The organism is Bacillus canaveralius, assembly GCF_002860125.1.
In the GTDB taxonomy this organism is placed as follows: domain Bacteria; phylum Bacillota; class Bacilli; order Bacillales; family Cytobacillaceae; genus Bacillus_BJ; species Bacillus_BJ canaveralius.
In genome coordinates this window covers 145,668-172,626 of sequence record NZ_PGVA01000028.1, presented here as the reverse complement: position 1 = coordinate 172,626, position 26,959 = coordinate 145,668, and the positions used below count along the sequence as shown (strand labels likewise).

Below are 26,959 nucleotides of genomic sequence, written 5' to 3'. Positions count from 1 at the left end.
AATTTAAATTATGAGCTCGCTGCTGCTTTCATTTCCGTCTTTATTTCGACACAGAGCGCCGGGGATGGGAACAACTTGCCGGCATTTAAGAGATTATCAGGATTAAATACTTGGCGAATATCTGTCTGTGCTTTAATTTCAGTTTCGCTAAAAACAAAGCGCATTTCCTCTCTTTTTTCAATTCCAACGCCGTGTTCACCTGTAATCGTCCCGCCGGCATCTGCGCACGCTTGCAGACATGCACTGCCAGCTTCAAGCGCCTTTTCTGTTTCACCAGGTTTTCTTGCATCAAAAAGAACAAGCGGATGCAAATTTCCGTCTCCGGCGTGAAAAATATTGGCAATACGCAGACCTGTTTCTCCACTGATCTTATTGATTTTGCTTAATACTTCCGGCAGCTTGCTGCGCGGAATCACTCCGTCCTGCACCAGATAATCTGGCGATATTGCCCCCATTGCGCCAAATCCGGTTTTGCGATTGGCCCACCATTGCGCCCTTTCCAATTCATCGCGGGCGGCTCGTACCTCACGTACGTTCCTGTTTCTGCATACTTCAAGAATCTGGTGGATTTGCTCGTCGATGCCAGCAGAAATTCCATCAACCTCAATCAGCAATAACGCGGCAATGTCTTTCGGGTGCCCGACAGGAAAGGCAGCTGCTTCGACAGCTTCGATTGCTGTTTTATCCATCATTTCAAGAGCAGCTGGTACGATACCTGCCGAGATAATATCGGAAACAGCCTGGCTTCCGTCTGATACTCGATCAAAATAAGCGAGAACCGTTTGTTTGGCTTCCGGATTTTTCAAAATCCGCACGGTTATTTTTGTGACGATCCCCAGCGTCCCTTCCGACCCCGTTAACAGCCCGAGCAGATCGTATCCAGGTGTATCCAGAATTCCATTATGACCCAGTTCAATGATCTCCCCGTTTGGCAGGACTACCTCCAGTCCGAGAATATGATTGGTCGTCACCCCGTACTTTAAACAATGTGCCCCACCGGCATTTTCAGCAACATTTCCGCCAATTGTGCAGCAGTACTGGCTTGATGGATCCGGCGCATAATAATACCCTTTATCAGAGATCGAATTCGTCAGCTTTAAGTTCACAAATCCGGGTTCAACTACTGCGCGCCGATTCTCCAGGTCCACACTTAGCAGCCGTTTCATTCGAACAAGGCTAATAATGACCTCGCCATTGATCGGGATCGCTCCGCCGCTTAAACCCGTACCAGCCCCCCGCGCGAGAAAAGGCAATTGGTGTTGTGAGCAGTACTTAACAAGCTTTGCCACTTCCTGTGTATCCTTTGGAAAAACGACCGCTTTCGGCAAATGCTTAAGAATCGTAAAGCCATCGCAATCGTAGGCGAGCAGATCCTCTTTATGGTAAAGGATTGAACGGCTGTCACCGACAATGCTTGCCAACCCTTGAATGTGAGGATCGTTTGTTTTTAACCCTTTAACAGCCATTACTTTTCCCCCTCAAGATCCGCTTCTTTTTGATAAGCCCAATCAAGCAGCTGGACAGTATGGACAACTTTTTGATCCCTGCCGTACTTTTGGACTCCAATTGCCATTTGCAGCATACAACCCGGGTTCCCCATTGAAATCATCTCCACGTCGGCAGGAACATTCTCCATTTTGCTTTCGAGGACGGCACCCGCCATGTCAGGATTGGTTATATTGTAAATGCCTGCACTGCCGCAGCAGCGGTCTGCATTCGGCATATGGACCATGTCGACACCAGGAATATCGAGCAGAATGCTGCGCGGTTCCGTACGTACTCCCTGGCCGTGTGCAAGGTGACATGCATCATGGTAGGTGATCCTTGCATTGATGGCTGCTTTTGGTTTCTCATACCCGGTATCATGAAGATATTTTGCGATATCTTCAACCTTGGCAGAAAACTCTTCGGCTTTCTCATGCCATGCCGGGTCTTCCCTGAACAGCTCGGGATACTCCTTGAGCATGCAACCGCAACCGGCCGCATTAACAATCACTTTATTGGAATCTTTGAAAGCCTCGATGTTTTGTTTTGCCAGCTTTCTCCCGGTTTCCCTGTCGCCTGCATGGACATGGAGCGCCCCACAGCATGTTTGCTGGTTCGGGATCGTTACATCGCTTCCATTCCGCGTTAAAACGTTAATCGTTGCTTGATTAATATCACTGAACATAACATCCATAACGCAGCCCGTTAAAAAGGCCACTTCATTCTTTGTTTCGCCGTTCGCTTTAATGACGCTGTCATTTTTGTATTTTTTACGGACCGGCTCTTTTATTTCCGGCATGATCGCTTCCATTTCGACTAAATGCCGGGGCATTACATTGATCAGCTTCGTTTTTCGAACAGCCTTTTGCAGACCGCTTTTTTGGTAAAATTCCAGCAGGCGTCCGAAAGAATTTAAGCGGTTATGATGGGGGAATAAACCTTGCAGAAAAAATTTGCTGACCGTACCTTTCCAGCCTGTTAACGGCATCGCCTGGCGAATTTGTCCGCGCGCCTCTTCGATCAGGCCGCCCACATCAACATCAGCAGGACAAGCGGTTGTACAGGCGCGGCAATCCAGACAAGCAAAAACCGGGTCCATAAAGTGCTCATTCACCTCGAGCTTTCCTTCCGCCACTGATTTAATCAAGTGAACACGTCCCCGCGGTGAGTGCTGCTCCTGGCCGGTTAGTTCATAGGTTGGACACGATTCTAAACACATGCCACAGTGAACACAATCCGCCCATTTATTTTCATCAGGATGATCGCTCCAAAGGTAATTGCTTAAGCTTTTTGATGTACAAGCCGGGTCCTGCTTTAAATCAAACTCTCTTAAACTCACTTTCATATCCCTCCCAAGAACCGATTCGGATTGAGAACTCTGTTCGGATCAATCTTTTCTTTTATTCCTTCCAACAGGAAGAAATATGGTGGCTTATCACCCCAAACATTGACTTGCTGGCGGAGAGCAAAAGGCAAATGTTTCACAACAACATAGCCGCGCAGTTTTGATACATGGTCTCTTAGATGACCAATAGCAGCAACAACTTCTTCGTTTGTCCCGCGCAAATTTACGTGGCACAGTCCATGTCCGAACCCGCCATGCGCTTCGATTTTCAGATTGAAAGAGTCCTGCAACAGCTCGCTTTCTTTGATGACGTTAAGAACATCAAGATTGACTACACCGATTTTCAAAACGGCTTCTATGTCTTCACCAGCGAGGTCGCGTGTTCCATTCGGGGCGATCGCAGAAAACTGATCCCAAAATGCCCGTGCTGCTGATTGTTGAAGTACGTCAAGATCTGTACGTGCCGGCTGGATGCTTTTGATAAAATTTTCTTGATAATAAACAGAGCTTTCAACGTCCTCCAGACCGATTGCCAGCGTGTATTGCTGGCGCCCGTTTAGCCTGGCTGATAAAGAGGGGTTTAATAGTTCAAGTGTGACGGGCTCCATCGTTGAATCGAGCAGGCGAATCACAAATTGCCGAATCTCTTCATCACTTCCATTTGGAAAGGAAATGAGAATCAGACTTTCGAATTTTGCAATTGGACGGAGTTTTACAGTCACTTCTGAAACAACGCCAAGCGTCCCCATTGCACCAATAAATAGTTTGTTCATATCATAGCCGGCGACATTTTTTACAACCTTGCCCCCTGTGCGGATAATCGACCCATCTGGATAGACAATGCGAAGTCCGATAACTGCATCCCGGGCAGATCCATAGCCAAGCCGCTTAGGACCGCTTTCATTTGCAGCAATAATACCGCCAATCGTTGCAAGTTCAGGCGATGCCGGGTCGAGCGCAATTTTTTGGTTATAAGGCTGTAAAAAATCCTGTAATTCCGTGAATGTAGTACCTGCTTTAACGGTCAAGGTCATGTCGCCAACCGTATGCTCGACAACCCCTTTATAATTTGCTAAAGAAAGGAGAATGTCGCAAGCTTTTGTTAAGCCGCCAAACCCTCTTTTCGTGCCGCCGCCCTCAATAGCCACTGTTGTCCGATGATCATTTGCATACTTTAAAACAGCTGAGATTTCTTCCTCTGAAATCGGAAAAATGTGCAATTGTCCGTTATTTCCTAAATAATTACAGGGACTCGCAGCCACGATTATTCGTTCCTCTGGTAAAATTGTTCGCAATTCCGTTAAAAGTTCTGCAGTAACCAAGTCTCACACCTCCTGTTGTTTTGTAGTAACAAACAATGTTTTCTACCAGTCACAGAAAAAGACATTTTTTCGCCTGGTAATCTCCTTGGTTTACAGTCCTGTTGATGGTCAGGTGAATTTTCTTTTCAAAAGTTCATGTTCAACAAAGTCCAAATGCCGGATCATGAGCCGATTGGATGCATCACGATTTTGCGCTTTAATCGCTTCATAAATTTGTTTATGCTGTTTTTTGATTTTAATTACAGTTGCTGGATTCGTTTCAATATGATGATGAAAATCGATCATTGCTTTTTTCGTCGTTGCAGAAATCATTTGCAGCAACTCAATCAATATTTCATTGCCGGCGGATTTAGCAATCGCAATATGAAATTGGTAATCAGCTTCCCATTCACTGGCTGCTTGATTGAATATCGCATCTTCCATCTTGTGCAAATTCTCACTGGAACGATTTGAAGCAGCCAGTTCAGCAATACCCGGTTCCAATAATTTTCTTACCTCGAACAGTTTACCAATTTCATAGTTACTTGGGATTGCCACCTGATGGTTGAATAATTTCGCCGTCTCGAATTCACAAATATAAGTACCTTCCCCCTGCTTCACAAAAACAGTCCCTTTTCCCTTAAGCGTAGTAATCGCGTCGCGGACTGCCGAGCGGCCCACGCCGAACAAATCACATAGCTCGCGGACGGAAGGAAGTTTTTCGCCCGCTTGAAACTCACCTGAGTCAATCAGCTTTTCAATTCCTTCCACAACTAATTCAGAGACTTTCTTTGTTGGTATTTTTTCTACATTCACAACCCTCGACCCCATTCCTTTCACATATCACATATCAGATATGTTACCGCTTACAATTTATTAAAACATCTTTGATGTTTATTTTCAATCAATATTTAGAATTTACTAAATAATTTGAAATTATTTTCACTGTTTAAATACACTCGAATACAGCTTCTTTGATATTTTTTAAACACCAATTAATTCTAAAATGACGCGGATATGTTCCGCTAATAAGTCTTTGTTCAAATCTGCCAACATTTGTGTTCCTTTAAAAGAAATTTTAAAAAATCGATTATAAAAGCGGTTTACTTTTACGCAGCTTCGGGTATAAAACCAGTAGCTTTTAAAAATATATGACCATTTTCCTATAATGATCGGGAAAATAATTGTGGGGAAAAAGGAATCATGTTATTCTTATCTAGAATAGGACTTTTTACATAATTAGGAGTTTTCTATCTATGGTTACAGAGTATGATCATTTACTTTATATTAAGGAAATTGGAAATTTATTGGACGAATATAAAAAGTGCGATGATCCAAATATCCAACAGCATATTTATAAAGATATCGTTCTTTTGTGCGAGGTATTAGTAGATAACTAAGCGGTGGATTCTGGAATTTACGGGCGATCGGGCAAGTTGAAAGCCATTTGGCGACCTATTAATTGTGCAGGGCAAATTGGATGAACCACGAGGACGATTATCTTGCACTGCGTCCGAATTACTATGGGACAGAGGCTAAGCCATGAACAATTGTTCATGGCTCAGTTTCTGTCTTATTTTATATGATCCTGTTTTACTGCATTTGGCCATATTGCTGTTGCTGAAGCTGACGGGCCATCAATTCAATTTGCTGACATAATTGAGTAGCATTTTGCTCAGCAAGAGCTAGATACTGGAGTTGGCTGGTTACTCCATCTTGTGGATAAGTTTGCAATTGCATACCTGTTTGTGCCTGCATTTGCTGAAGTTGTTGGGCATTACGCTGTTCTTGGTACTGTAACTGGCGGGCAATCTGTTGAATTTGTTGCAGCTGGAGCTGCGCTTGTTGAGCTGCTTGTTGAATTCGCTGATGCATTTTTAATTCCTCCATAACTGTTGTGTAATAAGCATCCAAAAGATAGCATGATCTATATTCAAAAAACTTATGCAAAAATATTCAGGACGATTATCAGGTGAAATGTCTCGATATATTTGAAAAACTAGCCCTTTACTAAATACCTAAAAGGCTAGCCGAATTAGACATTAGAATGATAACAATACATTTAATGAAAATAAAATATGACGAGCATTTTTAAAACAAATATATGACTCTGTCCGCAAGATCGGTTTCTTTCGGTAAAAAGTAAATGTTTTGTAAGAAACGTAATTTCAAAATGATAATGTCGAAAAAAATAAAAAAAAAACGGTATAAAAAATAAAATAAAACGAATTCTATAGTTGTTGCTTAACACAATTCAAGGAGGAATGAGAATGTATCAAGCAGCAAGACAAGGACAATTCGGTGGCGGCGCTATGGGACAAACCATGATGGGTGGAACCATGATGGATGGAACTATGATGGGAGCTACTCGCCCTCAGCAAGCCATATTCCAACCGGGCTTCGCCGGTACTAATGCCAATCAGGTGAGACAGGATATCTTTGGAGGCATGACGGGGGATGGTTTCACCCAGCAAGCTGTTGGTATGCAAGGTGGGATGATGGCTGGTGGCATGCAAGATGGCTTATATCCGATAAGACGCGGCATGCAAGGTACGCCTCAACAAGCTGGAAATGTGCAATCAGTCCTTCAGCCAGGATTCGGAACGAATCCTCAGCAGGTGAGACAGGATATCGCCCGGGATTTAGCCTACGGAACCCAGCAGCAGCAAGGTGGTATGATGGCTGGCGGAATGCAAGGTGGTATGATGGCTAGCGGAATGCAAGGTGGCATGATGGCTGGCGGAATGATGGACGGTACATCCATGATGGCCGGCGGCATGCAAGATGGCTTATATCCGATAAGACGTGGCATGCAAGGTACGCCACAAATGGCTCAAAATGCTCAATCAGTCCTTCAGCCGGGATTCGGAACAAATCCTCAGCAGGTGAGACAGGATATCTCCAGGGATTTAGCCTATGGAAGCCAGCAGCAGCAAGGTGGGATGGCTGGCGGAATGCAAGGCGGACTGATGGCTGGCGGAATGATGGATGGTGCCTCCATGATGACGGGGGGTATGCAGGGCGGAATGATGGCTGGCGGATTGATGGACGGTTCAGCACCGATCAGACGCGGCATGCAAGGTACGCAACAGATGGCTCAAAATGCTCAATCAATCTTTCAGCCGGGATTCGGAACGAATCCACAGCAGGTCAGACAGGATATCGCCCGGGATTTGGCCTATGGAGGCCAGCAACAGCAGGGTGGCATGATGACAGGCGGCATGATGGATGGTTCAACCATGATGGCTGGCGGCATGATGGACGGTGCGTCCATGATGGCAGGTGGCATGCAAGGTGGGATGATGGCAGGTGGAATGATGGATGGGAGCATGATGGCTGGCGGCATGATGGACGGTTCAGCACCGATCAGACGCGGTATGCAAGCTTCACAACAAATGGCTCGAAACCCTCAATCAGTACTTCAGCCAAATTTCGGAACAAATCCTATGCAAGTAAGACAGGATATCGCCCGGGATTTAGCCTACGGAAACCAGCAGCAACAAGGTGCCGGCCAGCAGATGACCAGCTTACAAGCAGGGATGTTAGGTGCAGGCCAAGGCAGCTTATCGTAGTTTGCCGGCCAGTTAGTATTTCTATAGCAACAGCCCTCTTTGGAGGGCTGTTGTTATTTTACTTGACCGGGCCACGGGCATAACGGGAGCTAAAGAAATGGGCCAATAGCAGCGAGTTTTTTGTCTGAATTAAATCTGCTTAATATTTCCGCGCAAGGATGATGGATGTTGATTGGTGAATTTTCTTATAGTTTTTAAGTCGTTTCACGAACTGAGTAATTGTCACAATGTAAGAAGCTAAACCGAAAAACGAATGAAGTTGTCTACACTAAACGGGAGTATGCCGTAGGAAACGAATTATACTATCTTAATTTTAAATAATTGTTCGTTTTTCAATTAAAGGATTGTTTTATGAACTTCATTCATCTATTAATTCTTTGTTTATAACCCGTTAAAAAGGAAAGCATTGTATGGACTGCTGTTTTCACCGTTATTTCTTGATGGTCTTTGTAAGGATCAACACATACAATGTCAAACACTTTCACTTTAGAACATTTTCCTGCTAAATAAACAGCCTCAAACAGCTCGGTACTAAGCATTCCGCCCGGTGTAGATGCCGGCACTCCAGGCCCGAAACTCATATCCAGGACATCCATATCAACCGTAACGTAGATCGTATCAACTTTGGTGCTGAGTTTCTCCAATGCTTCTTTTATTGTAGTTTCGATCCCATGTTTTCGGGCAATTCGCATCGTTGTGTAGTTTAATCCAACTTCGTCAGCATACTGTTTTAAGGACCTGGCATTAAAAAACCCGTGCAATCCAATATTGTACACATCTTCTCCTTTGACCGTACAACTTTCAATTAAATTACGAATTGGAGTGCCATTGCTCGGTCCGTTGTCTTCCAAATCCCTTAAATCGAAATGAGTATCTAGCTGAAGAATACCAATCCGCTCATTAATATGAACTTCTTTCCATCCTTTTACCAGCATCGCTGTGATTGAGTGGTCACCACCGATCACGACAGGGAGCAGTTCTGGATGATGGATTTGCATACTGATCATCGCTTCTCTTATATTGTTATGGCACACCCTTATGTCAGTCACATGCTGGCGAACATCACCAAGATCCACTACGTTTAAACCGGAAAGATCCTCATCATGATCCAGGTTGTAAGTCGTAAAGTATTTCCAGGCTCTGCGTAGAGCGTCCGGATTTTCACTTGCAGCGGAGGCCGAGATAGAAGATCGCGATAATGGCACTCCGAGGATGGCAACATCATAAACGGTCCAGTTCACTTTCTCAGCGTCCTCCGAATTAAGTGTTCTGATCCATTCGTTTACTCTCGGCTCATGAATAACTGCGCTTCTATCCCAAGAAAAAGCAGGCCGTTTTAGCTGTGGATACGGGTATTGCTGCAAACCAATCTCCCTCCCTTAACGACCACTTCGCCATTTTTGAGGACCGTATGCACATGGTTGATGCCATACCGATATTGAAGTGATACGTAGTTTGGCACATCAAAAATGGTGATGTCAGCCTTTTTTCCTGTCTCGATACTGCCGATTACTTTACCTTTATTAATCGCATGTGCAGCATTAATGGTGGCTGCTGTAAGTACTTCAGCAGGAGTCATGCCCATTTTCATGCAGCCAAGATTCATGATAAGGGGCATTGCAACCGTTGGTGATGAACCGGGATTACAGTCAGTCGATAAGGCGACAGGTACACCTGCATTGATCATTTTTCGCCCGTTGGCCGACTCCTCCATCAGGAAGAATGCTGTTCCTGGCAAAAGAACGGCAATGACGCCCTTTTCGGCCAGTGCTGCAATTCCTTTATCCGATGCCTTTAACAGATGGTCGGCAGATATCGCACCAATCGATGCCGCCAGTTCTGCACCTCCATATGGTTCAATTTCATCGGCGTGGATTTTAGGAAGCAGACCATGTTCAAGTCCCGCCTTAAGAATGAGCTTTGACTGCTCAGGTGTAAAAACACCGCGTTCGCAAAATACGTCGTTAAACTCTGCAAGCTTTCGCCGCGCTACTTCAGGGATCATCTCGTTAATAATGTGATTGACAAACTCCTCAGGGTTTTCCTTATACTCAGACGGGACAGCGTGCGCACCCATAAACGTTCGGACAATATCGATCGGATGGTTTTCATGAAGAGTTTTGGCTACTTCCAATTGCTTTATTTCGTGCTCCAATGAAAGGCCGTAGCCGCTTTTTGCTTCTATGGTAGTTACACCGTGCAGCAAGAACTGATCAAGACGCTTTTTGCTTTCATTAAAAAGCGTCTTGTGGCTTGCTTCCCTGGTGGCGGACGTCGTAGCATGGATTCCTCCGCCGCTATTCATAATTTCCATATAGGTCGCACCGTGCAGACGCATGTTAAACTCATTTTCACGGCTTCCGCAATAAACAACATGGGTATGCGGGTCAACTAACCCCGGAGTAATAAGCTTTCCGGAAGCATCAATCGTTTCCGCTTCACTTAGCCGGTCATTGAAAGCCTCAGCCACAACTTCATCTTTCCCAACAAATTGGATGACACCATCTTCAAGCCAAACACTGCCGTTTTCGATAACATGGAGTTGTTCCATTTGTTTTCCAGTCAGTGGTGCATCACTGCTTCCTTTTAATGTGACCAGTTGGCCGGCGTTACGAATAAAAACTGGTTTATTGATCATGTCGTTTCCCCTCTCACAAAGTTGGCTAAATAGGTTCCGTTTAACTAATACGCATAGCTATTTATTCAGCACTAGTTGTATTAAACTTTTGCTAAAAAAGGCCTACTTTTTCAACATTGGAATCTGGATGCCTGTTTCTTTTGCAGTCTTGATCGCCAGCTCATAGCCGGCATCGGCATGGCGAATAATACCCATTCCTGGATCCGTTGTAAGTACGCGTTCAAGGCGTTTTTCCGCTTCCTTTGTTCCGTCCGCGACAATAACCATACCGGCATGCAGCGAATATCCCATTCCAACTCCGCCGCCCTGATGCACTGAAACCCAGCTTGCTCCGCCAACGCTGTTGATCAGGGCATTTAAAATGGGCCAGTCTGCCACAGCATCGCTGCCATCCTTCATTGCTTCTGTTTCACGATTCGGTGACGCAACAGAGCCCGAATCCAGGTGATCACGGCCAATCACAATCGGTGCCTTCAGCTCGCCACTAGCGACCATATCGTTGATCATTTTTCCGAATCTTGCCCGTTCTCCGTAACCTAACCAGCAAATACGGGCCGGAAGTCCCTGGAACTTGATTCTATCGCGGGCCATTTTAATCCAGTTGCAAAGGTGCGTATTGTAGCTGAATTCACGTAAAATGACCTCATCTGTTTTGTAAATATCGTCTGGATCCCCGGACAGAGCAGCCCAGCGGAACGGACCTTTCCCTTCACAAAACTGTGGCCGAATATACTCCGGTATAAAACCAGGGAAATTGAAGGCATCTTCGACTCCTTCATCCTTTGCGACTTGGCGGATGTTGTTCCCATAATCAAACGTAACCGCACCCTTGTCTTTGATTTTCAACATCGCGCGTACATGCTCTGCAATGCTTGCTTTGGATTTCACTTCGTATCCTTTAGGGTCTTTACTGCGCAGTTCGGCAGCTTCTTCCAAGCTCATGCCGATTGGATTATAGCCGTTAATCGGGTCATGGGCAGATGTTTGATCGGTCAACACATCGGGAATAAAACCTTTTTCAAGCATCTCGTTTAAGACTTCGCCGGCATTCCCCAGTAACCCGATGGAGGTTGTTTTTTTGTTGTGTTTTGCTTCTAAAGCCAAATTGATTGCTTCATTAAGGCTTTCTGTCATCACATCAAGGTATTTTGTATCCAAACGGCGCTGGATGCGACTGCGGTCAACTTCTATGGAGATGCTGACACCGCCGTTCAATGACACCGCAAGCGGCTGCGCGCCTCCCATGCCTCCAAGTCCGGCCGTTACGGTAATCGTGCCTTCGAGAGTACCGTTGAAATGCTTGCGCCCACATTCAGCAAACGTTTCATACGTTCCTTGGACAATTCCCTGACTGCCAATGTAAATCCAGCTGCCAGCCGTCATTTGTCCATACATCATCAATCCTTTTTTATCAAGCTCATGAAAGTGATCCCAGTTTGCCCATGCCGGTACAAGGTTGGAGTTGGCAATTAGCACTCTCGGGGCATCCGTGTGCGTTTTAAAAACAGCTACCGGTTTTCCGGACTGAACCAATAGCGTTTCGTCATTTTCCAGGTTTTTCAGCGTCGAAACAATCGCATCAAAGCTCTCCCAATTGCGAGCCGCTTTTCCGATTCCTCCATATACAACTAAGTCTTCCGGCCGTTCGGCGACATCGACATTCAAATTATTGCACAACATCCGCAATGCCGCTTCCTGTATCCATCCCTTTGCATGGAGCTCACAACCTGTATAGTTTTTAACTACTCTTTTCCCTGTTTGCTTTACAGACATATCATCACCCGCTCATTCAGTATTTTAAAGACTACAAAAGGATGGGAGTTCTTTTCAGAAACTCCCCTTGTTCTATACCGTAATTGTAGACAAATGATGCAAGCGAAAATAGATGTCTGTTTTTTGAATTTTTAAAATTTTTTTCGAATTTTATACTGTATTATAGCGCTTACATTTTAAACCTATATTTATTTTAGTTTTCTATACTTTTTTGCGATCTCTAAATGAGCGAGGGGTTATCCCGGTTTGTTCTTTAAAAATTTTGCTGAAGTAATTTGCATTTATAAATCCCGTTTGTTCCGCTACATCCTGGATTGATAGTTTTGTTTCAAGTAAAAGACACTCTGCTTTTTTTATCCGATTTTTCGTTAATAACTGCCTGAAAGAGATTCCTCGTTTTTTGGTTAGGAGCGAGCTGAAATAAGCCGGGCTTCTGTCTACATGATTCGCGACATCCCCAAGATTTAACCCGGGATTGTTAAAGTGCTCTTCAATATACTGGATACCCTGTTCGACCACATCTGTACGTGGATGCTCCTCGTGAGTTGCGGCCCGGTCAAGCACTTCGTAAAGGAATAACAAAAACTCCTGAACAATCCGGTACAAAATAGGATTGTATAGAATGGTTTCAAATATTTGATGGTAACGAGCCTCAAGCAATCCTTCGTCAAGGTAAAATGACTTCATGAAGCGGCGAACCTGGGCTAATAAGCTTGTTAACCTCGTCCGTAATAAACCTGGCTCGGGGTATGGTTCTCTCATATTTAAAAATTCTTTATACATCCACTGTTTAAACTTGTTCCTGTCGCCCTCATTTAGCATCTGAATCCATTCCCTCTGTTCTGACGGGGTCAGAAACGGATCGATCATTACCCAGTCCACTTTGTCTTCAATGACCGAAAGCTGCCGATATCCTTTAAAAAAACGGATTTCAAGCCCTTGCTTCGCGCGACGATATTGTTCATTTAACGAAAGAAACGGATCGTGGGAGTCATATAAAACAAGTGATATCGGTTCTGAAAACCGCTCTTCCCACTCTATTAAAATTCGATTGCTTATCTGTTTTAGGTATTCGAGCGGTGATATGTGATCGCATGAAAAAACTAAAACGATCATATCGCTAAGCGGCAGTAATACCGGCGGGTAATGAAAATAATATTCCTGTAAAAAAGAAAGCAGTATAGGAAGTTTTTTCGGGTTCTCCAACTGCATTAGCATTAATCGGTAATTTACGTCCAGCGTTTCTTGATGGACGAACAATGAACGGTAAGAGATGGAGGATTCTTCGCTTTGAGCCGATGGGTCTTGTTTTTTCTTAGCTTGGGAAACATCCTTGCAGCAGAGGGATAACACTCGTTTGATATGGTCAGGCGAATGCGGTTTTAACCAGAGATCAAAGGCATGAAGTTCAATGCCTTGAAGTGCCCGTTCAAATGTGGCCTCTGCAGTCATGACGATGACCTTGGTTCTATACCGTTTGACCAACTCCTTAAAGCGGTCCCATCTATCCTTTGAAATCATATCGAGTTCAATGCAGATAACATCCGGCAATTCGGCCTCGAAAAGGTCAAATAGCTTCGATATTGAGCCTGCCGCAAGAACATGATCAAACGGAATTGAATACGAGGAAACAAGCCAGCCAATCCCTGTTCGTTCATTGTGATCACGGTCGGCAATTAACAACTTAACCATACAGACCCTCCCTTATGGTAGTTAGGTATATTGTAAACTATATTCAGCTGCCGCTTATCATTTTTCCTATTAAAAAACCCCGCACTAAGATTAAACAAAAAAAAGCTGCCAAAAAAGACAGCTAAAAAAGTTATTTGTTGCGAGTAGCGTCGTTTAAGGTGCTGTGCTTTCTCCCATAGGAAAAGTAAATCACTAATCCGATCAAGATCCAGGTTGCAAAGCTTATCCATGTTGTTGCTGGAAGCTGAAGGGATAGATAACCACAAAACAGAATCGCCAAAATCGGAATTAATGGTACAAATGGGACTTTAAAGCCGTTACTTTCAGAGCGATTTGTTTTACGAAGATAAAGAATTCCCGCTGATACGGTCGTAAATGCAAATAATGTGCCGATATTGGTTAACTCCGCCAGCTTGTTGAGCGGTACCACCCCGGCAAAAAACGATACGACAATACAAGTTATCCATGAATTTGTAATCGGTGTTTGCCTCTTTTTATCCACCTGTGAGAATACTTTCGGCAGCAATCCATCACGGCTGATTGCATACAGCAATCTGGTTTGTCCATACATCATGACTAGTAATACGGTGGTTATGCCAGAGATGGCACCGAGGGAAATAAAACCGGCTACCCAGTCCTGGCCAATATAAGATAGCGCAAATGCAACAGGGTTTTTCACTCCCAGTTGATCATAAGGAACGATGCCTGTCAATAGCAATGAAACTATAATATATAAAGCTGTACAAATTAACAGTGAGGCGATGATACCAATCGGCAGGTTTTTCTGTGGATTCTTTACTTCTTCAGCCGCAGTAGCAACCGCATCAAAGCCGATGTAAGCAAAGAAAACAGTAGCGGCGCCTGCGGTAACACCGGCGAAGCCAAAAGGCATAAACGGTGACCAATTAGCCGGTTCAACATACCATACCCCTACCACAATAAACAAAAGGACAACAATAAGTTTAATAATGACCATGACGGTATTAAAACGGGAAGATTTCTTAACACCCTGAGTTAATAACAGGGTAATCAAAACTGCAATCATTATAGCCGGAACATCGATGAAGGTACCTTCTGCCGGGTTATAAGCGCTTGATAACGCCTTTGGGATTTCGATACCAAACCCCTGCAGCAGCCCTTGAAAATACCCCGACCAGCCACTTGCCACAGCAGAGGAGGCAAGACCGTATTCAAGTATTAAATCCCAGCCCAGTATCCAGGCAATCAGCTCGCCAAAGGTTGCATAGCTATAAGTATACGCACTACCAGCAACGGGCACTGTGGACGCAAATTCCGCATAGCAAAGAGCGGCAAAAACGCAAGCAAGGCCTGATAAAACAAATGAAAGAATAAGTGCAGGGCCCGCATGCTCTGCAGCAGCTACTCCAGTTAAAACAAAAATCCCAGTGCCAATTATGGCTCCAACCCCAAGCATTGTTAAATCAAATGCGCCAAGTTCTTTCTTAAGGGTAGTCCCTTTTTTACCCGTTTCCAAGATGAGCGCACCAATTGATTTTTTCCTAAACAAATTCATAACGAACCCCCGAAAATTAAATATTCAGAATTTATCTCCCAATAAATATATATTAAGATAATATATTTATTATATTGAAAAAAAAATAAAATTCAAATTTTTTTCATTTGTAGTTCTTGCCAATTCCAATTACCGCTGACTAAAGGTATTGTGCGCCAGTATAAGTTTTCACATAATATAGATGTTATTATCATATCCGCAAGCTTAACATTTCAAAACAGCAACAACAATCCACCCATCTATAATTGTACCCAAAGCAAAAGCATCTACAAAAAATAGATGCCTGTTTTGAGCAACATTATTGTTTTTAAGCTTTTCCAACTAAACAAATGCAATTTAATGTGATTACGGGTAAATGCTACAGAACCATTTTTAAAACCGCTAACACAACTCCTATCATAAACCCGCAAACAGCTCCATTGACCCGAATCCACTGCAGATCTTTTCCGACATTGTTTTCCATCATATGGATCAGCGACTCGGTATCAAGCTTGTCTAAATTTTCTTTAACCAGCTTGCCAATTTTTGAATGGTTGCTTTCAATCAATTCGGCAATTTGTTTTTGCAGCCAATTCTCAATCGCGTTGATTTTGGCCGGGTCAGTTTTTAGATCGTCAATAAATCGTTTCATAAGCGGGAATATATATTGATGATAAAAGGTTTCTTCATTGATAAATTTTACAGCTCTCTGCTGCGCCTGTAGTAATAGTTCTGTTATTTGGCCTGATAACCGCCAATCATCAATGATTTGTTCTTTCCAGTCATTTATTTCTTTTACCAATTCTTTTCGATTATCTATATCTGCGAGTTCTGTCCGGATTCGCGTAAGAACAATCTGTCTATATTCGTTATCCGGTTCCCTCAAAAGAGGAATTCTTTTCATAAGGAAACTTTGGAGAATCTGGCCAAGCTTTTCTTTATTGATAAACTGTTTTAAAGACTGGAGAGCAAATTGCATAAAGCCGTCGGATTTTGTGTTTTCAAGCAGTTCCATCGCGATGCTGCCCATCTTTTCTTTCGCATCCTCTTTTGCAGCCCATTTTTCAAGCTCGGCTAATAAATAATCAATTGTCTTTTCATCATATCTCTTTGCGATTACCTGCGACGCTCCCGAATGAAGAATTTTTCCAGCATCGATCCGGTAGAGATAATCTTTGAGCTCTTTTTCCAGGAAAGGAGAAATTTTCTCTGCATCGAGGCTGCGAATGATTTGTTCCATAATAGAAACTGCACCCTTTTTGATCGGTTCAGAGCGAATTTCAGTTTCTATGATAGGAATGAGCTTTTTAGTAATCTCTACTTCATTAAGCTTTTCGCGAATGCTTTCTTTAGTGAGCCAATTATTTTCAAGCATATGGATTAGCGCACTTACCATTTTGTCGCGATTTTTCGGAAGCAATGCCGTATGCGGAATCGGCACACCAAGCGGATGGCGAAATAAAGCTGTCACTGCAAACCAGTCAGCCAATCCTCCAACTAATCCCGCTTCAAATCCGCCATGTAACAATCGTCCGATTATGTGATCCTGAACGGGAATCGATACAAGGAACCCGCTTCCCATGATTATTAAAGAAATAGTTGCCAAATATTTTGACCTCGTGCTTTGTTTAGCCATAAAATCTTCCTTATCGTTTTGTTTTATATCACTTTAACATCTAATTTTACCACAGGAAAAATAATTTGCTAAATGTATGGTATAATAGTTAAACCATTTGCTTTACTTGTACCATTGAAGCCCTGCTCATTCGATGAGCAGGGTTTTTCAATATAAAAAAACAGACTCTCGCGATGGAGAGTCTGTTTTGAAAATCAATTATTATGCTTTTTGAACGTTGCTAGCTTGGGGTCCGCGTTGACCTTGCTCAACGTCAAAAGTAACTTCTTGGCCTTCATCTAAAGATTTGAAACCTTCGCCTTGAATAGCTGAGAAATGAACGAATACATCTTCTCCACCTTCACGCTCAATAAATCCGAAACCTTTTTCAGCGTTGAACCATTTAACTTTACCTTTTTCCATCTTTTGTTGCCTCCCTGTGTGTAAGCACACAATGTATTACTATCCTTGCTCTTTTGATATTCAGGCGAAAAGTATCAAAACTTGTTCCTTCCTTATATACCGAACAAAAATAATTCTTCTTTATAATAACAGAACTTAACGAAATAAACAATTATCCTGTTGATTTTTTTCTTTTTAAGCTTTTTTATGAACCGCCGTGGTCGTTTCTACACAATTTTGTGAGCAGGATTTTTTAATGCTGCAGCTTGCACATTTCCCTTGTTTTGACTTATTTATAAATCTAAATAGAGCCCAGCCCGCATATCCAAATATCGCTCCGGCAATAACAATGTTGGCAATCATTCGATTTCCCCCCTTTACGACAGACCCAGGAATTTGCCGCCCTGAAAAACAAGAAACGCTAAAGTATAGGCAATAAAAAATGCGTATAGAATAGAAAATGCTGTCCATTTTTTTGAACCGGTTTCTTTATAAATCGTTGCTGTCGTCGCAAGGCAAGGAATATAAAGTAAAATAAATACCATAAAGCTATAGGCAGCAAGGGGAGTAAAATATTCTGCAAGCAATCCTTGCAAACTTGCTTCATCAGGCACAAAATAGATAATATTCATCGTTGAAATAATTGCTTCCTTCGCAAAAAAACCCGTTAATAAGGATGCACCTGCCTGCCATGTACCAAATCCGATTGGCTCAAATAGAGGTGCAAAGAGACCTCCAACCGCTGCCAAATAGCTATCATCCATGGCAACGTTGAAGCCGTTTGGTCCGATATACGATAATGTCCATATAAAGACGGAACCTGCAAAAATAAACGTTCCAGCCTTTTTTACAAAGCCTTTCCCTTTATCCCATGTACTTTTCCATAATGCCTGGAATTGTGGGATCCGATATGGGGGAAGTTCAATCACAAATAAAGATGTTTCCCCTTTTAAAATCGTTGAAGAGAATATTTTAGCCAAAATAAGCGCCGTCAAAACGCCGAGGACGTACAGGGATAAAACAACAAATGCTTTATTTTGCACAAAAAATGCTCCAACAAACAAAGCATAAACCGGCAATCGAGCTGAACAGGACATCAATGGCGTAAGTAAAATGGTCAACAATCGTTCTTTAGGTGTTTCAATCGTTCTTGCAGCCATGATTCCCGGGACATTACAGCCAAAGCCAATCACCATCGGAATGAAGGCTTTTCCGTTCAATCCGACCGTTTCCATTATCCGGTCCATAACAAGAGCTACTCTTGCCATATAACCCGAATCCTCCAGTAAGGAAATAAAGAAGAACAGGATAAAAATTTGTGGAACGAAAACAAGTACTCCGCCAACTCCTGCAACAATGCCATCAAGGACCAAGGAATGAATGAATTCCGTGGCCCCTACTGCTGTAAGTAATGCGGCAATTCCACCTGCCAGCGGGCCAGAAATGAATCCATCCAACAAATCAGATAGCGGAAAGCCGACCCAATCAAACGTTAGCATAAACATCAGATACATGAATGTTAAAAAGATCGGGATTCCTAATACCTTGTTGGTGACAATCGTATCGATCCGCTCCGTTAAAGTAGTCTTCGCCTGGTCTCCCTTTACGACTGCTTCTGACAAAATTGTATCGATCTTTTCCTGTCTTTTTTCATGAATATACTGCTCAAGCGATTTTGCTCCGTGTTGATGTTTCAGGTTGATTTCGATTGATTGAACCAGTTCATCTAAAATGTGATTATCTATAAATGTTTGCAAATAATTTTTCACATATTGGTTTCCTTCAAATAGCTGTAAGGCAAGCCATCTAGTTGAGTGGGCTGCTTTACCTTTCAGCATTTCCTCAAGCTTCAGCACGCCTGCTTCAAGTTCTTTCCCGTAATAGACAAGATTGTTTTTTGTCCTTGAAGCCGAATTTGTGGTTGCTGTCTTTGTTAAGGAGTCACAACCTTTCCCGCTCCTTGCTATAACAGACACAACTGGCACACCCAGAAGTTCTGACAATTTTTGCGGATTCAGCTTAATGCCACGCTGTTTAGCTACATCAATCATATTTAAACCAATGACAATCGGTTTTCCGTATTCAAGCAACTGAATTGTTAAGTGTAAATTTCTCGGCAGTTGAGAAGCATCAATAATGTTTAGCGCCTTGTCAAAGTACTCCGTTAAAAAGAACTGACTGACAACTCCTTCATCCTTTGACAGCGGATTCAACGTATAAATACCAGGCAGATCAATTAATTTATCTTTGTTGTTCTTAAATAATCCCACTTTTTTCTCAACCGTTACACCACTCCAGTTCCCAACATACTCATATGAACCGGTCAAATGATTAAATAATGATGTTTTTCCGGTATTCGGGTTTCCAAGCAACGCAATATCCATTATACCCTCTCCACTTCGATGCGGAATGCTTCAGTTCGGCGAATGCCGACACACTGACCGCAAGACTCCAACAAGTAAGGTCCGCCAAATGGCATAATGCATTTAATACAAGCTTCTGTTCCTTCCGTTATTCCAAGACTCATAAGCCTTCGGCGCACCAAATGATCTGCCTTTGAAATGTCCAAAATCTTACCTTTATCGCCTGCTCTTAATTGTCCCAACATGTTCCTCACCCTATATAAAAAGTATTTATCAGCTAATTAGTTGAGAATGATTCTCTTTATCTTTATTTATAACAATTCCCTATTTGTTTTGCTGTGCGAAAAATCACATTCTTTGGCTCTTCTTCATGATTTAATAAAAAATTTACATGTATATTCAAAGCCCGGTAGTCTCAATGTCAAAAGAGCAAAAAAAGAAGCCATATTGAAGGCTCCTGATTGTTTCACATTTTGTAATTCTGCTGGATAATTTTCTCAGCCTGGACGCAGTTTTTTCACTCTGAATTATTGGTGAGCTGCTGTCCGATCACTCCGTGAGGCTCTGGAACATAATCCAAATGAAGCATTTCCTTTGATACAACATCACGTTCATACGAATCGTCTTTCAGATTCTTATCCTTTTTGACCTGATCATTTTCCTTCATATATGTCACCTCCATCTTCTATAATTTTTGGAGAACGCTTTAATAATATGCGGTAATGAAAATGGGTTGTATTGTAAATATTAAAGTAGTACCCGTTCGAAATAATTGTGAAGGAGAGACTTATATGGAGAACCAACGGATCAATAATCGAAGTGAGCTGAATCAAGCCGTATCACAAACTAAGCAATCAATTATCCAGTCATTTCAAGACGGTGTAACCCAGGCAAAGGACGATCTTGCCCAGGCTGAGAATGCTGGAAATCCAGACTCTATTAAGAGGCGCCAAGAACAACTTACTGAAGCACAGAATGGTCTATCACAAGCCCAATCTACTTTTAGTAATACTGCTGAAAAAACCCAGTAATGAGCGGATTATTTATGAAGCTATCCTGAATGGATAGCTTTGTTTAAAATTTTTGCAGGTCAAGTTATTCTTAGTACTGTATTCTACAGTTACTATTAAACTATAATTATTTTATTGCGTTTGCGCGCTAATCGAGAGACCTCCAACTTACTTTGAAGTTAAGTACCGACCTTATATTTCCATAATCAATAAAATGAATGCATAAATTTCATAAAGCATATTTTTTATTTAAAAACGAACATTTATTTAAAATTAAGACATTGTTATTCTTTTCAAACTGAATCCTCCTTGTGCATATGACAATTTAATTCGTTTTTCGGACTTTTTTTTGTGCACACGTTTTTCAGAGGGTGCACCCTTGTTTCCAACCCATCCATGTCGTTGTTTCCATGACTTTATGTTTTTAGCGACACTCCATACTTCTTGGTAATCTCTTTCATGTCTTTTAAATATTTTTTTTGCGATTTGATGTGAAGTTCAGCCTTCTACACACAGCCTCACCCTTTGATTCGTGTTGTTTTGGAGCAAAAGAAAAAGCACCCTTAAAAAAAGGATGCTCTCTATCTTTATTTGTGATTATATACCGAAACCCATGTAACTAAATTCATATTGATTTTATGAATTCCGTTATCGCGTTCCCCAACAAAGTAATCCCCAGAATTATATACGTTATCCATTACTTGTTCTGGGCTTTTTCCTTCTAGAAAAAGTGTTTTTGTGTTTTCTTTGCCAAAGTGAAATATTACTTTAAATTCTTGCATACGTGGAGTGGCCTCCCCTCTTTAATATATAATTCGATAAAAAGATGGGTCTTTCCTGCTTTATGATATATATTCAACAATGGATGGATTCTTAAACAATGCTGCCTTTGTGCTATTTCTAAATTTAACACGGCATTTTATTTGAGTACAAATTATAGCATCATTATGTATTCACCCAAGTGGCTTGTCCTTACATGATCTTTCATAAATCTATCTCCCTTCATTAGTACATTTCGACAAAAGGAGAAATTTTCTACAATACACCAAAAATTGCCTATATAACAACATCTATACGTCAAAAAAAAGAACGACTGTAAAAAAATGCACTTTTTGCGAATATGTGCATGGTTGAATGAATATATTTAATAAAACGTACTTGGAGGTGACGGAAATGGAATGGACAGAAATAGCTTTAATAATTATTGGTGTCCTTTTGTTTAAAAAAGGCCCGATAATAGTTATCCACAATCATAACGGACCTAAGGGTTAAGATTCCCCCACAGCCAAATGGGGTAAAAACTGACTTACCTTATATATATATTATATGGAGTGTTTTATGACTTGTTTTCACTAATTTACTAAGTTAATTTATTTTAAGTTTAAGAGCCTTTTTTTAGGAAACGAGGAAAAGGCTCTGTGCATCCTCAATTCAATTTTCGTTTCCGCCCGTTCTAGATGATTCTGAACAGTACTTTTCTAACTCCCATCAGCTCAGCTGTAAATTCTTCAGTAAACATATTTTTATTTAAATCAGAGCATTTTTTCAATTAAAGAACTATTTTCACAACACAATTTCTCTTCAACTAAATTATTGTTGATAGCCAAGGAATCCTTTAATATCAAGGAAATAACGTTTTTTTATCATATTTTAGAATTACATTAATGTTGGTTGTTGGTCATCACAAACAAAATAAACGTTTGAAGTTACAGATGTTGGTGACTAGGTCTGACATGTATATACACCTGGGCTTAAAATTCAAATACATCTTCAATCATCGTGCCCGTTTGTAGAAAAAACCCTACTGATTAATTTATGTATAATTACTCAATAAAAAAGAACTGCAGTTCTTTCATCACAGTTCTTTTTTATTAAAGTTTAATGCAGTATATTTATACCTAAGGTTGATTGAATCATATCGCTGCCAAAACGTCGAAAATATGTTCAAGTCACACACACATTGTACTTAACAAAAAAATGTTATCTTATTCGCGAAAAGATTGTCAGGCCTTATAAATCCACGATTCGTCATATTCGAGTCTACATAAACATATAAGAGACTTAATTGTCACTCTCCTACCATTTTTATGAATTAGATACCTTGGAAAAAAGACAGCTTCCATGAAGGAGATAGCTGTCTCAAAGATGTAAAAAGAAATAGGAATTTTCTTTTAAAGTGAGAGACATTGAGAATTCAGATACTTCTACTAAGCATTAGTTGCTGATGTTTGCACAATAGATTCGTTACTGTGGTTTAGACGATAATTTTCAAACCATTCTATTAAATGTCTCAGACGCTCCAATCTGTGTGTTGGTTTTCCTTTAGAGGCAATTCCATGGTTCTCATTAGGGAATCGGAGAAACTTAGTATCGACACCTAATCTACGGAGAGCAATGTACCATTGTTCAGCTTGTTCCATTGGACATCTGTAATCATCTTCATTGTGCAAAATAAGGGTTGGTGTTTTCACATTTTTTGCATACCGTATCGGTGAGAACTTCATAACGGTTTCCTCGTCATCCCACATGTCTGCTCCACCTAATTGCGCGCTGTTAAAGTAAAAACCAATATCACTTGTTCCAAACATACTATAAAGGTTCGTTACAGAATTTTGAGTGGCAGCTGCTTTGAACCGGTTAGTCCTAGCCGTAATCATATTGGTCATATACCCCCCATAACTTGCTCCAGTGACAAAGAGCTGCTCTTGGTCAATGTAGCTGAAGGTATCTAGTACGTAATCAACTGCAGTCATTAAATCTTTGTAGTCTTCGCCACCCCAGTCACCTACTACTCGACGTAAGAAATCCTCACCATAACCTTGGCTGCCTCTTGGGTTGGTATAGAGAACTGCATATCCCTTTGCGGCCATTAACTGCCATTCATGCTGAAATCCATATCCATAGGCAGAGTGGGGACCGCCGTGAATTTGAAGTACGAGTGGATGCTTGGCCTCTTTGCTTATTCTAACCGGATGCAAAATCCAACCTTCTATTTCTAAACCATCTTCGCTCGTAACGGTAATATGTTCTGGGGTACTTAATTGAATTTGTGTAAAAAGAGGATCATTCCATGTTGTAAGGTTTTTTTTCTCATCAATTTTATCAATGTTTTGAATAACTAAATCTCCAGTAGAGTGGCAATGAGCCTGAACGAACACAGCATGATGATCATCTATCATAGCAAAAGACGTTATTGTGTGCTGATCTTCAGATAAAGGTTTGGACACTTCCCCGTCCAGGTTTGTTTTGTAAAGTTGTATGCTGCCTCTGTCTGTTGCAGTGAAGAAGATAGAAGTACTATTTTGATCCCAAACGATACGCGGTTGACCAGTGTCATAAGCAGCGTCCACTCGAACAGGATTATCAACCGTCCGATCTAGAATACTAGTTAGATTTCTTGCACTAGTTGTTTCTATAGAAACAGCCCAAACATTCAAATTTGCTGAACTTGTCTCCCCATGCTCATGGCCAATAAAACCCACCCATAGGCCATCAGGAGAATAAGCTAAAGATCGTATTGGACCACTTCCCTGATAAAGCAATTTTTCTTCATTGTTTTCAATGTTAAATCTCCATATAGAAGGAACGTACTCTATCTCCTGGGCACCCTCTCTTGACCCTAAATAGACGAGTTCTTTTCCATTTGGTGAAAATATGGCTCCATAAAAATCAAAATCACCCTCCGTAATTTTCGTGTATCCATTTGTGTGAATGTCAAAAAGAAAAATGTGCTTGCGCGACTCTAAAAAATCTCGTATCCCATCCGCTTTGTATCGGAGACGAGTTATTTCCTTTATATCACTTTTATTCTTTGAATTAATGGTTTCCTCCACTGTTAATAGGAGCTTTGTTGCATCAGGAGACCAAGCAAATTCCTGTATGTTACCATCTATACTTGTAACAGGTATTGCTTCACCTCCACCTTCCACCGGTAGCATCCAGACTTGAGTGCTACCTGTTCGGTTAGATAAGAATGCGAGCTGTTCACCGTTGGGGGACCATTTTGGTGATTTATCTTTAATAAGTTTGTCAGATTCATAATATGTAAGCTGTTGAGACTGTCCTTCAAAATCACTCACATATATGGAAGAATAATAACCGTCTTTTACTATATCCAATTTAGTTAAGACATACGCAACTCTATCTTTCTTTGGAGATACTTGGGGATCTCCTACGAGATTCAAACTTAGTAAATCCTCAGCTTTTAATAAACGTTTGCTCATTTAAAAACCCTCCAATTTTCATTATGGATCAACCCGATAACTGCTGGTGTTCTGAATAAAGATGGCAAGCAACGTGGTGGCTAGGTGCAATCTCTTTTAATTCTGGAACAACTTGCGAACATATATCCATCGCATATGAACACCTCGTGCGAAAACGGCAGCCGCTGGGAGGATCAACCGGATTCGGTACAGTTCCTTCCAAAATAATTCTTTCTAGAGAACGCTCAATTTTTGGGTCTGGTATAGGAATCGCTGATAATAGGGCTTTTGTATATGGATGAAATGGTTCCTCATATAACTTGTCACTTGTTGATAATTCTACAACCATCCCCAAATACATGACTGCCACACGGTCACTTATATACCGTACCATCGACAAATCGTGAGCAATAAACATATAAGTTAATCGTTTCCGTTGCTGGAGTTGTTTTAATAGATTCACAATCTGCGCTTGAATAGAAACATCTAGAGCTGCTATCGGTTCGTCAGCGATTATAAACTCCGGATTAACAGCGAGTGCCCTTGCTATGCCAATACGCTGCCTTTGTCCCCCGCTAAACTCGTGCGGGTAACGATTAGCATGATGTTTATGCAAACCAACTGAATCAAGTATTTCAAAAATCTTTTCTTCTTGCTCTCTTTTGCTTATTCCAGGTTCATGAATAACCATCCCCTCTGAAATAATCTCAGCGACGGTCATTCGTGAGTTGAGCGAAGAGTATGGGTCTTGGAAAATCATCTGGACCTTTTTCTGAAAACGTCTTTCTTCTTCCTTTTTAAGCTTTCCAGTAATTTTTTGGTTTTCATATTTTATTTCACCTGATGTTGGTTCATATAAGCGAATCAGAGTCCTTCCCAAGGTCGACTTTCCGCATCCTGATTCACCGACAATACCTAATGTCTCGCCTTTAAAGATCTTCAATGAAACATTATCAACAGCCTGCAATACTTTGCCTTTTTTTAATCTGAAATGCTTTTTCAAGTTGTTTATTTCGATTAAAGTGTCTCTAGGCTGCATTAAACCACCCCAATCCGTTCAACATTTGCAGCTCGTTGATCTAGTAGCCAACAGGAGGCGTAATGACCTTTGGAAACAATTGTCGGTTCTGGTACGAATTTGTGACAAACCTTCATAGCATAAGGACATCTTAGAGCAAACGGGCAACCCTCTGGAAGCTGGCTTAAGTCCGGTGGTGAACCCGAAATAGGAATCAGCGGCTCATCTTGCTTTTCATGCAACTTAGGCATTGACTCGAGCAGTCCCCAAGTATATGGATGTTTAGGCTCATAAAAGATTTCATCTACTGTTCCAATTTCAATAATTTCACCCGCGTACATAACAGCTACTCGCTGTGCCATGTTGGCAACTACCCCTAGATCATGAGTGATAATAATAATCGCTGTTTGCAACTGCTGTTGCAGGTTTTTCATCAAATCTAAGATTTGAGCTTGTATTGTTACGTCCAAAGCTGTTGTTGGTTCATCAGCTATTAAAATTTTGGGGCTACAAGCAATTGCAATAGCCACAACCACTCTTTGCCTCATTCCTCCTGAAAACTGGTGTGGATATTCCTTCATCCTGTCCACCGCGTTCGGTATCCCTACCATCTCAAGTAATTCGACCGCTTTAATGAATGCTTCCTTTTTAGATAAGGGTTGATGCACCCTCAAGCCTTCCATAATTTGTTTCCCTATTGTCATAGTCGGGTTGAGGGAGGTCATAGGGTCCTGAAAAACCATGGATATTTCGGAACCTCGTATTTTTTGCATTTCTCTTTCACCGAGCTCTAACAAATTTTTATTTCCAAAAATCACCTCACCCTTATTTACAAAACTTGTTTTTTTAGGCAGCAGCTTCATAATCGCTTTAGCTGTTACTGATTTGCCTGATCCAGATTCTCCTACTATAGCTAACGTTTCACCTTTATCAAGGTGAAAGCTGACACCCCGTAAAACATTGGATTCTCCTCCATAGGTTCGAAAAGAAACCTTTAACTGTTTAACAGAAAGTATTTTGTCCATTTCCA

At 41.6% G+C, this 26,959-nt stretch carries 22 protein-coding genes and 1 pseudogene; 2 read left to right on the top strand and 21 right to left on the bottom strand.

The features are described from left to right. Positions 1-8: 8 nt before the first annotated feature. The 5 genes from CU635_RS13115 to CU635_RS13095 form a co-directional block, all read right to left on the bottom strand. Positions 9-1,466, bottom strand: a complete 1,458-nt coding sequence (locus CU635_RS13115) for an FAD-linked oxidase C-terminal domain-containing protein (RefSeq protein WP_101577820.1) — start codon at positions 1,464-1,466, stop codon at positions 9-11. Next, positions 1,466-2,824, bottom strand: a complete 1,359-nt coding sequence (locus CU635_RS13110; protein WP_101577819.1) for a (Fe-S)-binding protein — start codon at positions 2,822-2,824, stop codon at positions 1,466-1,468. Before CU635_RS13110 ends, CU635_RS13115 begins: the two co-directional genes overlap by 1 nt. 2 nt (positions 2,825-2,826) lie before the next feature. Next, positions 2,827-4,152, bottom strand: coding sequence for an FAD-binding oxidoreductase (locus CU635_RS13105; protein ID WP_101577818.1), 1,326 nt, complete (start codon positions 4,150-4,152; stop codon positions 2,827-2,829). Between the two features lie 108 nt (positions 4,153-4,260). Continuing rightward, complete coding sequence (locus tag CU635_RS13100) at positions 4,261-4,947, bottom strand: FadR/GntR family transcriptional regulator (RefSeq protein WP_101577817.1); 687 nt, start codon at positions 4,945-4,947, stop codon at positions 4,261-4,263. Positions 4,948-5,724: 777 nt separating this feature from the next. Continuing rightward, positions 5,725-6,006, bottom strand: a complete 282-nt coding sequence (locus CU635_RS13095; protein ID WP_101577816.1) for a hypothetical protein — start codon at positions 6,004-6,006, stop codon at positions 5,725-5,727. 395 nt (positions 6,007-6,401) lie between these two features. On the opposite strand from CU635_RS13095, the gene CU635_RS13090 reads away from it, so the two are divergent. Further along, on the top strand, positions 6,402-7,703 hold the full coding sequence (locus CU635_RS13090; RefSeq protein ID WP_101577815.1) for a hypothetical protein: 1,302 nt from the start codon (positions 6,402-6,404) through the stop codon (positions 7,701-7,703). A 362-nt stretch (positions 7,704-8,065) separates the two neighbouring features. Here the strand turns inward: CU635_RS13090 and CU635_RS13085 are convergent, their stop codons facing one another. The 11 genes from CU635_RS13085 to CU635_RS23370 form a co-directional block, all read right to left on the bottom strand. Next, positions 8,066-9,067, bottom strand: a complete 1,002-nt coding sequence (locus CU635_RS13085) for an agmatinase family protein (protein ID WP_101577814.1) — start codon at positions 9,065-9,067, stop codon at positions 8,066-8,068. Continuing rightward, positions 9,040-10,341: an imidazolonepropionase gene (hutI, locus tag CU635_RS13080; protein WP_180956512.1), complete on the bottom strand. Its 1,302-nt coding sequence runs from the start codon at positions 10,339-10,341 to the stop codon at positions 9,040-9,042. The genes CU635_RS13085 and hutI overlap by 28 nt, the downstream gene beginning before the upstream one ends. Before the next feature lie 102 nt (positions 10,342-10,443). Beyond that, positions 10,444-12,114, bottom strand: coding sequence for a urocanate hydratase (gene hutU / locus CU635_RS13075; protein ID WP_101577813.1), 1,671 nt, complete (start codon positions 12,112-12,114; stop codon positions 10,444-10,446). Positions 12,115-12,315: 201 nt separating this feature from the next. Further along, positions 12,316-13,806, bottom strand: coding sequence for a helix-turn-helix domain-containing protein (locus CU635_RS13070; protein ID WP_101577812.1), 1,491 nt, complete (start codon positions 13,804-13,806; stop codon positions 12,316-12,318). Positions 13,807-13,936: 130 nt separating this feature from the next. Then, the gene (gene bcaP / locus CU635_RS13065) at positions 13,937-15,340 is read right to left on the bottom strand and encodes a branched-chain amino acid transporter BcaP (RefSeq protein WP_101577811.1); all 1,404 of its coding nucleotides are present in this window, start codon (positions 15,338-15,340) and stop codon (positions 13,937-13,939) included. Positions 15,341-15,698: 358 nt separating this feature from the next. Then, positions 15,699-16,955, bottom strand: a complete 1,257-nt coding sequence (locus tag CU635_RS13060) for a DUF445 domain-containing protein (protein WP_101577810.1) — start codon at positions 16,953-16,955, stop codon at positions 15,699-15,701. Positions 16,956-17,156: 201 nt separating this feature from the next. Continuing rightward, positions 17,157-17,357 (bottom strand): cold-shock protein, encoded by a 201-nt coding sequence (locus CU635_RS13055; RefSeq protein WP_101577809.1) that lies wholly within the window; start codon positions 17,355-17,357, stop codon positions 17,157-17,159. A 174-nt stretch (positions 17,358-17,531) separates the two neighbouring features. After that, on the bottom strand, positions 17,532-17,699 hold the full coding sequence (locus CU635_RS13050; RefSeq protein ID WP_101577808.1) for a FeoB-associated Cys-rich membrane protein: 168 nt from the start codon (positions 17,697-17,699) through the stop codon (positions 17,532-17,534). 14 nt (positions 17,700-17,713) lie between these two features. After that, a complete protein-coding gene (feoB, locus tag CU635_RS13045; protein ID WP_101577807.1) occupies positions 17,714-19,720 on the bottom strand; it encodes a ferrous iron transport protein B in 2,007 nt (668 codons plus the stop codon). Beyond that, positions 19,720-19,944, bottom strand: a complete 225-nt coding sequence (locus CU635_RS13040) for a FeoA family protein (protein ID WP_101577806.1) — start codon at positions 19,942-19,944, stop codon at positions 19,720-19,722. The genes feoB and CU635_RS13040 overlap by 1 nt, the downstream gene beginning before the upstream one ends. A 272-nt stretch (positions 19,945-20,216) precedes the next feature. Further along, on the bottom strand, positions 20,217-20,366 hold the full coding sequence (locus tag CU635_RS23370) for a hypothetical protein (protein ID WP_180955651.1): 150 nt from the start codon (positions 20,364-20,366) through the stop codon (positions 20,217-20,219). A gap of 124 nt (positions 20,367-20,490) precedes the next feature. Between CU635_RS23370 and CU635_RS13035 the strand changes: the two genes are divergently transcribed. Continuing rightward, positions 20,491-20,730 (top strand): DUF1090 family protein, encoded by a 240-nt coding sequence (locus CU635_RS13035; RefSeq protein ID WP_180955650.1) that lies wholly within the window; start codon positions 20,491-20,493, stop codon positions 20,728-20,730. Positions 20,731-21,051: 321 nt separating this feature from the next. Here the strand turns inward: CU635_RS13035 and CU635_RS24215 are convergent. From CU635_RS24215 to CU635_RS13015, 5 genes and pseudogenes are all read right to left on the bottom strand, one after another. Next, positions 21,052-21,170: pseudogene (locus tag CU635_RS24215) on the bottom strand (phage terminase small subunit); the annotation flags it as partial. A 126-nt stretch (positions 21,171-21,296) separates the two neighbouring features. Then, positions 21,297-21,491: a hypothetical protein gene (locus CU635_RS13030; protein WP_101577804.1), complete on the bottom strand. Its 195-nt coding sequence runs from the start codon at positions 21,489-21,491 to the stop codon at positions 21,297-21,299. Between the two features lie 1,425 nt (positions 21,492-22,916). Beyond that, positions 22,917-24,932 (bottom strand): S9 family peptidase, encoded by a 2,016-nt coding sequence (locus CU635_RS13025; protein WP_101577803.1) that lies wholly within the window; start codon positions 24,930-24,932, stop codon positions 22,917-22,919. A 28-nt stretch (positions 24,933-24,960) separates the two neighbouring features. After that, positions 24,961-25,950: an ABC transporter ATP-binding protein gene (locus CU635_RS13020; protein ID WP_101577802.1), complete on the bottom strand. Its 990-nt coding sequence runs from the start codon at positions 25,948-25,950 to the stop codon at positions 24,961-24,963. Further along, the gene (locus CU635_RS13015; protein WP_101577801.1) at positions 25,950-26,954 is read right to left on the bottom strand and encodes an ABC transporter ATP-binding protein; all 1,005 of its coding nucleotides are present in this window, start codon (positions 26,952-26,954) and stop codon (positions 25,950-25,952) included. The genes CU635_RS13020 and CU635_RS13015 overlap by 1 nt, the downstream gene beginning before the upstream one ends. Between the last annotated feature and the right edge of the window lie 5 nt (positions 26,955-26,959).